The sequence below is a fragment of the Nocardia sp. NPDC005366 genome, assembly GCF_040606855.1.
Lineage (GTDB): Bacteria > Actinomycetota > Actinomycetes > Mycobacteriales > Mycobacteriaceae > Nocardia.
In genome coordinates this window covers 1-10,601 of the sequence record NZ_JBEXFQ010000073.1, presented here as the reverse complement: position 1 = coordinate 10,601, position 10,601 = coordinate 1, and the positions used below count along the sequence as shown (strand labels likewise).

Here is a 10,601-nt window from a genome sequence, read left to right as displayed (position 1 = left end):
CGGACAACCAACCTTTCGGGAATCATCTGACCAGCCGAAAACCATGCAACAAGAACCAATCCAGCAACAGGTTCGAACTGGCGATAGAAATATCGCCTACGACCCAGACGATTTCGTGAACCTGGTCGTTGCGGCCCGCACCGTGCCGCCGGGGCAGCTGGTGGTGCTGACCTCCGATGAGATCGGTGGCCTGCGTGCGCGTTTCGCCCGCGAGATGCTGGACTCGTTGGGCCGCAGCGAGGTCGAGGTGATCGAAGGCATCGACCTCGGCCACGAACGCCGGATTCTGGCCGACCCCGGCCAAGTGGTCCCCGAGTACGTGTACCCGGACGCTCAGGAGCGTGAAGACCGCTTCGGGACGATGGTCGCGGCGTTGACCGAGGCCATCGACTCCGCCGAGGGGCCGGTGCGGTGGGTGGGGTGCGGGTCGATGGCCGAACTCGCGACGCTGCTGACCTGGGCACCGCACCTGGCCGAACAACTCGTGCTCACCCAGATGGGCGGATGGCTGCGCACCTACCGCGACCTGACCCGCGCGTCCCACAACTTCCGTATCGACGCGATCTCGGCCGGGCTGGCGCTGCGGACCGCCCACCGGCCGCGTCTGGTGATGTCGGAGCACACCAACCACGACGCCATCCGCGTCACCGACCAATGGGCGCTGATCGATGACCTGGCCGCAGACTCCGCACCGCAGTGGGCGCGGATGCTGGGGATTCACTTCCAGCGCTGGTTCGCGTTCAAAGACGGCGGCTGCTGGCTCCACGACCCGCTCACGCTGTCGGCCGCGCTCGGGCTGCCGTTCGTCAGCTTCGCCGAGGAGTCGGTGCGCATCGGTGAGGACGCGCGCCTGTACGCCGACCCGTACGGGCGGGCCATGAAGGTCTCGGCCAGCGTGGATTACGCCGGTTTCCTCGACTGGGTCCACGAGGCGCTGACGTGGTGAGCCTGTGCCCGACCTGTAGGCAGTCCCTGCCGGGATCCAAGACGGAGAGCGACGAAGGCTCGGTGGGGGTCGAGTTCGAGTTGTCGGGGCCGACCCATCCACGAGTGCTCGACGCCCTGCTCCACGAATACCCGGAGAACAAAGACAACTACGGCGTTGACCGCGAGGTGACCGCCAAGCTCGACGCGCGCGCACCGATGTTCAAGGCCGGGGTGCGCGCCGGCCGGGCCTTCCTGCTGCGGGCGGCACGGGAGTTGGCCGAGCACGGAGCCAATCAGTTCGTGGTCATCGGCTGCGGATACGCGCGTGACACCAACGTGCACAGCGTGACCCGCGCGGTCGCACCCCAGGCGCGCACGGTGTATCTCGACAGCGGAGCGATCGTGGCCGTGCACGGACGCGCCATGCTCGACCGCGACTCACAGTTCATCGAGGCCGACCCGAACGATCCGGCCGCGATCCTGTCCGCGATCGACTACCGCCGTAGCGGAGTCACCGGCCTGGACACCACCGAACCGATCGCGCTGGTGTTCGGATCGCTGATGCTCGAGCGCCTCGATGATCCGGGCCGGGTGATCGCGGAACTGGTCGACGCGCTGCCCAGCGGGTACCTGGTGGCGACTCACATCCGCGCCGATGTGGAAGCCGCCACCGCGAAGACTGCGGCGACCGTCTACGCCCAGCACGGCCTGACGCTGCGCCCGCGCACGGGCGGTGAGATCGGTGCGCTGCTGGGCGGGGTCGAACTCCTGGCGCCCGGTCTCGTGGTCGCCGGGGACTGGCTGCCCGATCAGGACACAGTTCCGGAGGTGGGTGGGCCGCGGTGTTGCTGGGGCGCGGTCGGGACGTGGGGAGGTGTGCGATGACACCGGAGGGCTTACCCGGACTCGGCACCCGGCGAGGACAGGCCCCTGTCCGGATCGCGGGTCGGCCGGTCCTGGTCGTGGTCGAAACTCCGACCGTGGCCGCCCTCGACTGCGGTGACGATCCCGGCGACCTCACTGCCGAGGACGCAGTCCTGGTCCTCGGCGCGCACCAGAGCTGCCCGCCGCACTGCCGCCCGCTGGCAGGCGCGCTGGCCGTGCTCGCCGACGAATACCGCACCGACCGCACCGCGCACGCGCCAGCGCCGAGACGGTTCGTCGACGCGCTGGACCACCAGCTCGCCGAACTGGTCCGGCAATGGCTGGCAGCCGTGCACGAGCGAGGCAGATAGCGGCGCTGGACAGTCGCCAGGCCGGGCGGAGTTCCTACCGCCCGGCCAGGAGTGCCAGGCGGCGAGCGCGACGCCGTTCACCTGTGCGGCCGTAGGTGGACTGCAACATGATCCGCAGCCTTGCCGCCGCCCAACGTCGGGCGACTCCTGCCGACGCGTGCCGAGTCCTCGTCCCATCCGCGTGTATGTCCACAGGGGTAATTCGGCGCGGGCAGGGGCCTGGCTCACCCCTGCTTCCCTGGTCGGCAACGGCTGCTGTCGTGTGCACCCTGGATACTAGTTGTGTTCCCAGTCCGGATAATGCGCTCGATTGGTGTGGTTGATACGCCTACCATATTCGCGTGGCGAAGAACGGTATGGGCGGTCTGATCGGCGAGCTGGTGCTCGGTGATGCGAGCCTCAGTGCGCTGCTGGCCGAGATGCGCCGGGCCGTTTTCCAGCACGGCCCCGTGGATAAGGAATCCGCGAAGAGGACGACAGGTGAGCTCGCCAAGGATCTCAAAGGCGAGGTCAACAGGAATCCGGCGATTAGCTGTGTCGGCTTCGGGCCGTGGCTGATGCGGGTCGTGACTGCGGCTGAACAGCGGAACGAGATTGTTCATGCCGTCGGGCAGGATCGCTGTGTCGGTTGCGGTGATAGTTCGGTTTTCGTGCACAAGCACAAGCTGGTCGATCGGTCGGAGCCACGAATACGACAGCTCATCACCGAGTTTCAGGTTCTCATCGATGAAGGTGTCGAACTCGCGGCCAAGCTCTCCGACAAGCTCAACGAACTCTTGTTGGCGGAGGCACGGGAACGTGCGGCTGCGACCGGGGAACCCCAGTTCCCAGCCCAGATCAGAATTGCAGCAGACTTGTACCGGTGCACCGCATGTAGCGGTGACGGACACGCGGGCCGCGTCTTGAGCGCACCAGCGGCAGTCGCGGTGCTCCCGCCTGGCGAAGATGTCGAGGCGCTGTATCGCGCGTTGAAGGCGGACAATTCGTGATCGGGGCCGTGATCATCCGCACCGAACAGTGATGGGTCCCAAACCGTATCAATCGGTCGGTACTGGCTGTACCAGCCTCTCGAGGTCCTTCACCGCTTCGTACAGTGCGACGACAACTGCCTGCGAGTCCTTGCCGTAGGTGACCGAGGCGTCGTAGATCGAAGCCGAAAGCGGGAGTCCTTCAGGTCGGCCACCGGGGAGTGCGTGACTGGGTGCCTGATTCGGATCTGAGCCGTAGCTTTGCACAGCGATATTCGTCATGGTGAGACAACCTACGCCCCGGTGCCGACATCTCCGAGAAGCACGACTCGCGACCGACCATCACCCGGCTATTCCATGACCCCTGCCGGGATGTCGCAGCCCAACGCTGCCGCGAGCAACCGATAGACCGCGGGTGCCCAGTGGGTGTGGCACGACAGGCACTCGCAGCCCTGCGCGCTGATCTGGAGTGCGGCTTGGCGTACGTATTCACCGCTGCTGTCGGGCCGGTGCACCGTCTGGGCCCCACATGACGGGCAGGCCGCGACCAGCTCCCAGCGGCGCACCGGCTCGAGCAGCGCCTTACCGGCCATCGCCCAGTGCTCGAGATCGTCGACGCACCAGGCGATGGCTTCGTGGTCCTCGGGTGCCCAGGTGTGGGCGGCGAGGAGATTGAGACGGCGCACGGTCTCGGGCTGGCCGTCGTCGGGGCCGGGGTCGGGCCACCACCCTGCGACGGTGGTGTCGATGGTGGTGATCCAGTCCAGGCCCTCGACCCAGGCCGGGGGCAGGCTGCGTGGTCGCAGGCTGCCTCCTTCGCCGAGGCGTGCGGCGAGTTCGGCGCGGATCTCGGCGTACACCGATTCGCGGTAGCCGCTGCGGGTTTGGCCGTCGCGGTCGGTGTGGGCGTGGAGCCGGTGACCGATGAGGGCGTGCACGGCGTCCTCGAGGTCGGCCGAGACCGCGCGGGGTGGGATGGTGCCGGTCATGGTCGTGAGGCCGCGGTGGCCGGGTCGACGGAAACCATGTCTCTACTGTAGCGCGCAGTGATAGAGACTTCTCAGGACGTCGGGCAGATCGCGAGAGGAAGCGTTTCGAGCAGCCGGAGCCGGTCGCGCTGGGCGCGAGTGGCGTGGGCGACGAGATCGGCGAGCAAGCCCACGGCCTGGTCCTCGTCGCACTGATAGAACAAGCGCCGAGCCTGAGCGTGAGGCAGGCCCAGTAGTTCCTGGGCGAGCATCGGCACCGCGCGGACTCGGCCCTTGTATCGGACCAGTTCGCCGTTTTCGGTCCACTCGGCTCCCGCGAGGGTGACCGTCCATCCGGCGACGTTGTAGGCGGTGCCCTCGACGCATTCGCGCCGCCACAACCGTGCGTGGTGCAGGTGCGGTTTGGCGTGCAGGGCGCGTAGGACTGCTTGGGCGAGTTCGAGATTCAGCACTGGTGACACCGGTATCTCCTGGTGTGACACGGTGAACCCGCATCCGGCCGGTGGTGTGGCCGGTCGGGTTCGTACGGCGCGCGGTCGACAGCTCGTGGCTGCGGGTGGCACCGCTTCGGTGGTCGGTTCTGAGGGGCGGGGTCGGCCAGTGAGGCAAGGGGGCCTGACCCCGAACAGAAGATCCTAAACGTGAGATCGGTTATAGAGGAAGGGGTCCGGCTAACTACTGGCTGTGTCCTCTGACACCAGCGGCAATAGTCCCTGCCGGGGTGTTGTGGTGTGGGACACGCTGACGAGTGCGGCGACTGAGTCCGAATCGCGGGTCAGCAGCACGCGTTTGGCTTCCACGTGCACCAACGTCCATCCGCCCTGGGTGTTTCGCAGTCGGAGGCGCCCGGCGACGGGGCCGCCGAGGACTCCGCGGGCGAGTGCGCGGGCGGCGGGGATGTCGTCGGGGTGCAGGGCAGGTACGCGGTCGGGGTCGTCGCCGAGTTCCCAGGCGATGCCGGGCATCGCAGCGCCGAGCCACCGGTGCGGGGTGAGCGTGCGCAGGTCGACCAGGGCGTGGAACAACCCCGGCATCGAGAGTTCGGCTTCCATGACCGCACGGTCGAAAGTCAACGCCGGGGGCGGTGCGGGGAGGTCGCGGCCTGGGCTGACATCGAGCATCAGCCCGTGGATGAACCTCTGCCCGCCCACGATCGCCCCGCGCGCGGCGAAGTGGATGTCGCGGTGGATGCCGTCGTCACGCATGATCTGCCAGGTGTCGTAGTGCACGGTGGTTTCATCCGATTCGGCAGCCAGGGCGACCGCGGTGCCTTCGTCGGCGGCGTGGACCAGCCACCGCATGGCCTGCATGCGGGTGATCTCGGGGCGACGGTGTTCGGGTGCGGCGGCGTGCATGTCGTAGGACTCCTCGGTCAGCAGCACCGTGGCGGCCTTGAGGTTCCAGTCGAAGGCCGCCGAACGCGGGGCGGCCGGGACGGGGGTATCGAGGGCGCCGGTCCAGATCCGCACGCCGTGGATCTGGCCTGCGACATTGCGGATGGGTTCGGCGATCACGTGTTCACCCCGCTCGCGGGAGGTTTCTTCCCAGGCGTGCCCGCCGGTGCGGACCTGCGCTGTCAGCCGCCGCGCGACCCGCAGTGCCGGACCGCGCAGCGCGCGTTGAAGCGGTTGCAGGCGTGCGGGTTTGCGACCGATAGCCATCACGGTCGGTTCTTCGCGCACGCATTCGATCAACAGCCATTCCCCCCACATACCGGACAACGTAGTCCGAAACGTGAGGCTCGGCACCTGGAAAAAGACTGGACGGTGTCGAACCTCACGCTCATCGGGGCTGATCAATCACTGACGGTCTGACCGGTGACCCTGGTGACCATGTCGCGGGGGTCGATGTGCCCGTCGACCTGGTACCGCGCTGCCATGTGGTCATCGATCTCGATGACGATGCCGCTCGGGTCGATCGCGGACCGGTAGCCCTGCGCGTCGCTGCCGTCGTGAACGACGGTCAGCATCAGATTGCCGAGCAGGTAGGTGCCGCCGATCGGGGGTTGCGGGGTGCCGGGCGGGTGGTAGCGGAACAACACCGTCTGTGGTCCGGTGCCGTCGTCGTCGGGCTGGTGCAGGACCACAACGTGATCGGCTCCCCGCCAGGTGATCCCGAGCCGGTAGGCGAAGATCGCCGCCCGGTAGGGCAGCGGGTTGGGGAACTCGACCGCGATGGTCGGCCTCGGCGGCGGGAACGGGTCCGGGTCGGGAGGGGCATCGACCGGCAGTGTCAGGATCTGGATTTCCACGAGATCGACCGACAGCTCGAACCCGGCGCGGTCCAGGCGCACCGCCAGAGGTTCGATCGGGCCTCCGACATCCGAGCCGGGGCAGATGACCTCGCTGTCGTCGGTGGCGTAGTCGTAGGCGTCCATCACTCGGTCGCAGTCGGCGCACCCGCAGTAGTGCTCCCGCAGCAGGACCAGGTTGCGGCGGATCGGCAGCGCGTGCCATTCGTCGATGCAGTTCGGGCACCGCTCCGGATGCGGAGCATGCGGCTCCACCGGGTTCTCGGCCTCGGCGGCGAGGGCGGCGATGCGGTCGGTGAGGTCCTGGTCGGGGGTGGCGTTGTGCTCGTTGGTCATCAGCGGATTCCCAGTTCGTCTAGACGATCCTGCACGGCGTCGGCGGCGGCGTCGGGATCGGTGTGGATGGCTTGTAGATGGCGGATGCGCCCGGCCTGGTCGCAGTAGGCGATGCGGGCCGACCAGCGCTGTGGCTGGCCCGCGTAGGCGGGTAGCTTGTCGACCAGGATTTCGGCGGCGGAGGTACCGGGCATGGGCTGATCTCTCATCGCCCACCGCCGACACCGGGGATGCGCAGATCGGCGAAGGCGACCGCGTCACACCAGCAACGACCGCGGCCTTCCTGGACTTGGACGACGTTGAGCCACAACAGGTCCTGCGCCCAGATACCGAGCCCGACGAAGCACATGACTGTGCTCGCCGCACTCGCCGCGTAGGAGTCGTGCTCGGCCAAGGCGTCCGGATCGGCCCCCAGGTCGAGCAGCGCGCGCCCGAGCAGACGCGAGCCTCGCCAGCGGCCCGCGTCGTCGCGCACGACGTAGCGGTCCCCGTGCGGGTGCTCGCCACGGGTGGGTGTGGTGGCTTCCGGTGTCGCTGTGGCGAGTTGGCGCACCCGGTTCACCAGCGCGGTGGCGGTGATGACGGTCGCGGTCACAGTTGCCCCCTGCTGATGCGGCCGATGACCTCGGCGAGGTCATCGAGGGTGTTGGACCACAGGAACAGCGTCGCGGCCTGGTCGGGTGTGAGTCCGAGTCGGCGTTGGGCGTATTCGTCGGCGTAGAGCAGATGGCCGGTGGTGAGGTCGACTGCGGTGGTCAGCCCCGAACTCAGAGTCACCGGCCGCGAGGTGGTGTGGTCGGTGAGTTCGTGGATGCGCAGGGTCATCGAGTCGTAGGCCCAGTCGACCTCGGGGTCGAGTTGCACGACCCACCCGGCGAAGCACAGCGCTGTGCGGCAGACCGGAGCGCCGTTGTCGGCGTAGACCACGTCCTCGACGTCGACTTCGCGGTAGTAGGTCTGATCCCACGACAGGCCGGGATGGCGTGGATGGTTGGGCAGTTCGGCGATCGTGGTCAGCACCCGCGTCGCGAATCGGATGTCGGGGCTGGTGCGGCGGATCATGACCGCACCCCCGATCGCGACACCGGCTCGGTGCCGAGCAGTCGTCCCGCCGAGAGCAGACGGACGGGGCGCTGCGGTAGCCAGGTGGCCTGGCAGCAGGGGCAGTAGGCGGTTCGGCGATTGTGGCCGTCGTGCACGGTCAGGCCCGGTTCCAGGACCGAGGCGGGGCACGCCGGGCAGCGGCGCTGCGCCAAGGGCCGGGCGAGGCTGGTGACCAGCCGCGAGGTGTCGGTATCCGCGAAGTCCCCGATCGGTTCGTGGACCTGCGGGCACTGCAATTCCAGGACGATTCTCATTCGTCACATCTCCCGTAGAAGCGATATTCAATTCGAGAGGTCTTCCGGTGGGGGCAAGCCACCCTTGAAAACCCCTGCACACCATTATATTTCAGTCATCAACCGGCCTCAATACCTCACATTCGTTGCCTACCAACATGATTCGATGCGGTCTCATCGGTCATAGACGCCCTTGCTGCGGCACAGGGCGAAGTAGCCGCTCCCTGGTGTCCACGGGAATCCGGACGGGTCGTGGTAGAGCTCGCGCGGGAACAGTCGTTCGTCGCGGGCGTAGCGCCACTGGCGCAGGTCGACCACCGAGGGGTGCTCGTCGTCCTCGTGCCCCTTCGCCGGGACGATCCCGTACCCGAACTCCGGCCACCGCAACAGCAACGACGACCCGATCGGGCGCACCGACCGCGAGCGGCCATCGGCGGCGTGGGGGATGTGGCCTTCGAGGATGAGCGTGAACCGGTATTTGACCCGCAGGTGGTCCAGAATCCGGACGAGTTCGCGAGCGCCGTCGGCGGCCTCGGTGTCCAGGGCGTTGAGCCGGTATAGCGGCCCCGCCACCACCAGGACCGGTTGGTGAGCGGCGATGGCCGCTTCGATGCGACGCAGCTCGCGCGGGTCTTCGAGGCGGACGCCGTCGGGGCGGGCCTCGATGCGGAGTTCGTCGTCCCAGTCCGGTTTCGGGTGGGACTGCTGGTCGCAGATCCGGTTCACCCGGCCCACGAGATCGCCGTAGCGACGGCGCAGCTGCCCTGGCAGGTTCTCCGCGTCGATCACCAACACCCGGTGCGAGGTGGTCATCGGCGCGCCCGGCCCGATGATGGGCGCGGCGAGGAACGGGTGCAGTCCGGCGGTGACCGCGACCGCGATCTGTGCCAGCAGTGTCGATTTCCCGAGTCCTTCGATTCCGGTGAGGATCATCCGGTCGCCGTACTCGAACAGCTTCGGGATCAGCCAGTCGTAGGAATCCGACCCGGCGAGGATTTCCGCGACCGAGGGCGGCAATGCCGAAGCGTCCGGCACGGTCGGGTCGGACAAATCCAGATCCAGGGCCTCGCGTGCGCGCGCAAGGACTCCACCAGTGGAATGCAGATCCCCCGAGCGGTGCAGGCCGTGCAATTGCTGGATGAGCCGGGTTGCTTCGAGCACGGCCGTGCGGGCGTGCCACAGGGTCGTGACGCGGTCGGCGAAGTACGGGACCGACGCGGGGATGCCCTTGCCGAGCAGTTCCAGGCTCACCCGCCGGAGTCGGTCGGGGTTGCCGCCGAGCGCGCCCCGGCGTGCGGCCCGGTCGACGATCATGACCGGGTCTGGGATCTGCTCGTCGCGCAGGACATCCACGAGCGCGGCGTGCAGCAGCTGGTGGGCGGGCACGTAGAACGCCTGGTTCGCGATACTCGCGACCTGCTCGGCGACCTCGAGGTTGCCTTCGGCGTAGAGCGCCGCGCCCAGGAGCTGCTGTTCGGCCTCGACGTCGCACATCTCCGGGGCATCCCAGTCCACGCCGGTATCGGTCATGTCCGGGCCTCGGAGAGTCGTTCACGCAGCTTCGAGGCCGCCCACAACCCGGCCTCGAGCATCGCGCGCAACTCCGAGCGCAACACATCCTGGCTCACCCCGGCCTCGAGCAGGGCTTCGAGTTCGGCGCGCATCGCCTCGCGAGCCTTGCCGGGAGGTCGCGCGCCGTAGCCGATGAGCGTGTCGATGTGCTCGCCGGCCAGCCGGAACGCCATCGCGCGCCGCTCACCCACCGTGACCGGGTCCGGCACCGGCAGCGGTCGCTGGGCGGCGATCATGCGCCGCATCGCCCCGTTGTCGCCGTAGCGGTCGAACAGGAAGTCGGCGTCGGCATTCGGGGCGAGGTCACCGGTTTTCAGGTACTCGGCGCGAGCGTCGATGACCGCTTCGGCGCGATCGAGTTCGTCTCGGGCGCGTTCGCGGCGGATCGCGTCGCTGTCGGGATCGGCGAGCACCGCGACCCCGTTGGGCGCCAGCCGAGCCAGAACCCGTTGGCGCATCGCCGGGGTCGCCGGGATTTCGGGAGCCGAGGCGTTGATCCGGTCCGCCACGCTGTCGCCGCCGTGGCGAGCCCGCGGCGCGACCCGAACCGTCGGCTGCGGTTCCCGTGACGGCATCGACTCGGACGGCGGTGGGTCGGGGTGAATTTCCTCCCGCGCGTTACCTACCGGAGGGGGGATACCAACGTAAGTACCGGAGGTACTTATAACTTCTAACTTCTGAGACGCGCGCGGGCGTGACGCGCGCGCGTCGCGCGCGGGGGAGCGCACGTTTTCCTGCTGCGGGTCGCGGTTTTCCGCCACCTCCGGCAAGCTGTCGGATTCCCAATCTGACCTGGTCTTTTCCCTCGTGTCGCCGGGGTCGGTGTAGGTGGTTTGGTGGTGTTGGTAGTCGTGCATGATGACGACGCCATGCCGACAGGATGCCGACGTGGTGCCGTCATCATGCCGACGTGGTGCCACCGTCACGCCACCGTCATGCCGACACGGTGCCGACGAACCGTCCTCGTGACGACGTGATGTCGGCAC

At 67.9% G+C, this 10,601-nt stretch carries 15 protein-coding genes; 4 read left to right on the top strand and 11 right to left on the bottom strand.

Translation table 11 applies throughout. The features are described 5' to 3' along the window. Positions 1 to 115 precede the first annotated feature (115 nt). The 4 genes from ABZS43_RS36120 to ABZS43_RS36105 all read left to right on the top strand — a co-directional run bounded on the left by ABZS43_RS36120 (position 116) and on the right by ABZS43_RS36105 (position 3,151). On the top strand, positions 116 to 946 hold the full coding sequence (locus ABZS43_RS36120) for a nucleoside hydrolase (protein WP_355040509.1): 831 nt from the start codon (positions 116 to 118) through the stop codon (positions 944 to 946). Positions 947 to 1,008: 62 nt separating this feature from the next. Beyond that, complete coding sequence (locus ABZS43_RS36115) at positions 1,009 to 1,812, top strand: SAM-dependent methyltransferase (RefSeq protein ID WP_355040508.1); 804 nt, start codon at positions 1,009 to 1,011, stop codon at positions 1,810 to 1,812. After that, positions 1,809 to 2,162, top strand: a complete 354-nt coding sequence (locus tag ABZS43_RS36110) for a hypothetical protein (RefSeq protein ID WP_355040507.1) — start codon at positions 1,809 to 1,811, stop codon at positions 2,160 to 2,162. The genes ABZS43_RS36115 and ABZS43_RS36110 overlap by 4 nt, the downstream gene beginning before the upstream one ends. Positions 2,163 to 2,503: 341 nt before the next feature. Beyond that, a complete protein-coding gene (locus ABZS43_RS36105; RefSeq protein WP_355040506.1) occupies positions 2,504 to 3,151 on the top strand; it encodes a hypothetical protein in 648 nt (215 codons plus the stop codon). A gap of 48 nt (positions 3,152 to 3,199) precedes the next feature. Here ABZS43_RS36105 and ABZS43_RS36100 read toward each other — a convergent pair whose 3' ends face one another. The 11 genes from ABZS43_RS36100 to ABZS43_RS36050 form a co-directional block, all read right to left on the bottom strand. Beyond that, positions 3,200 to 3,412 (bottom strand): hypothetical protein, encoded by a 213-nt coding sequence (locus ABZS43_RS36100; RefSeq protein ID WP_355040505.1) that lies wholly within the window; start codon positions 3,410 to 3,412, stop codon positions 3,200 to 3,202. Positions 3,413 to 3,480: 68 nt separating this feature from the next. Then, a complete protein-coding gene (locus ABZS43_RS36095; protein ID WP_355040504.1) occupies positions 3,481 to 4,119 on the bottom strand; it encodes a hypothetical protein in 639 nt (212 codons plus the stop codon). Between the two features lie 71 nt (positions 4,120 to 4,190). After that, positions 4,191 to 4,580, bottom strand: coding sequence for a hypothetical protein (locus ABZS43_RS36090; RefSeq protein ID WP_355040503.1), 390 nt, complete (start codon positions 4,578 to 4,580; stop codon positions 4,191 to 4,193). Positions 4,581 to 4,790: 210 nt separating this feature from the next. Next, on the bottom strand, positions 4,791 to 5,831 hold the full coding sequence (locus ABZS43_RS36085) for a GAF domain-containing protein (RefSeq protein WP_355040502.1): 1,041 nt from the start codon (positions 5,829 to 5,831) through the stop codon (positions 4,791 to 4,793). An 83-nt stretch (positions 5,832 to 5,914) separates the two neighbouring features. After that, complete coding sequence (locus tag ABZS43_RS36080) at positions 5,915 to 6,706, bottom strand: hypothetical protein (protein ID WP_355040501.1); 792 nt, start codon at positions 6,704 to 6,706, stop codon at positions 5,915 to 5,917. Next, positions 6,706 to 6,900: a hypothetical protein gene (locus ABZS43_RS36075; protein ID WP_355040500.1), complete on the bottom strand. Its 195-nt coding sequence runs from the start codon at positions 6,898 to 6,900 to the stop codon at positions 6,706 to 6,708. Before ABZS43_RS36075 ends, ABZS43_RS36080 begins: the two co-directional genes overlap by 1 nt. A gap of 11 nt (positions 6,901 to 6,911) precedes the next feature. Next, positions 6,912 to 7,301 carry a hypothetical protein gene (locus ABZS43_RS36070; RefSeq protein ID WP_355040499.1) on the bottom strand — a complete coding sequence of 130 codons (390 nt, stop codon included), beginning with the start codon at positions 7,299 to 7,301 and terminating at the stop codon, positions 6,912 to 6,914. Further along, positions 7,298 to 7,768 (bottom strand): hypothetical protein, encoded by a 471-nt coding sequence (locus tag ABZS43_RS36065; protein WP_355040498.1) that lies wholly within the window; start codon positions 7,766 to 7,768, stop codon positions 7,298 to 7,300. The genes ABZS43_RS36070 and ABZS43_RS36065 overlap by 4 nt, the downstream gene beginning before the upstream one ends. Then, a complete protein-coding gene (locus tag ABZS43_RS36060; RefSeq protein ID WP_355040497.1) occupies positions 7,765 to 8,064 on the bottom strand; it encodes a hypothetical protein in 300 nt (99 codons plus the stop codon). Before ABZS43_RS36060 ends, ABZS43_RS36065 begins: the two co-directional genes overlap by 4 nt. Positions 8,065 to 8,217: 153 nt before the next feature. Beyond that, the gene (locus ABZS43_RS36055; RefSeq protein ID WP_355040496.1) at positions 8,218 to 9,573 is read right to left on the bottom strand and encodes an AAA family ATPase; all 1,356 of its coding nucleotides are present in this window, start codon (positions 9,571 to 9,573) and stop codon (positions 8,218 to 8,220) included. Continuing rightward, the coding region (locus tag ABZS43_RS36050) for a hypothetical protein (protein ID WP_355040495.1) at positions 9,570 to 10,601 on the bottom strand (1,032 nt) is incomplete at its 5' end. The genes ABZS43_RS36055 and ABZS43_RS36050, both read right to left, overlap by 4 nt.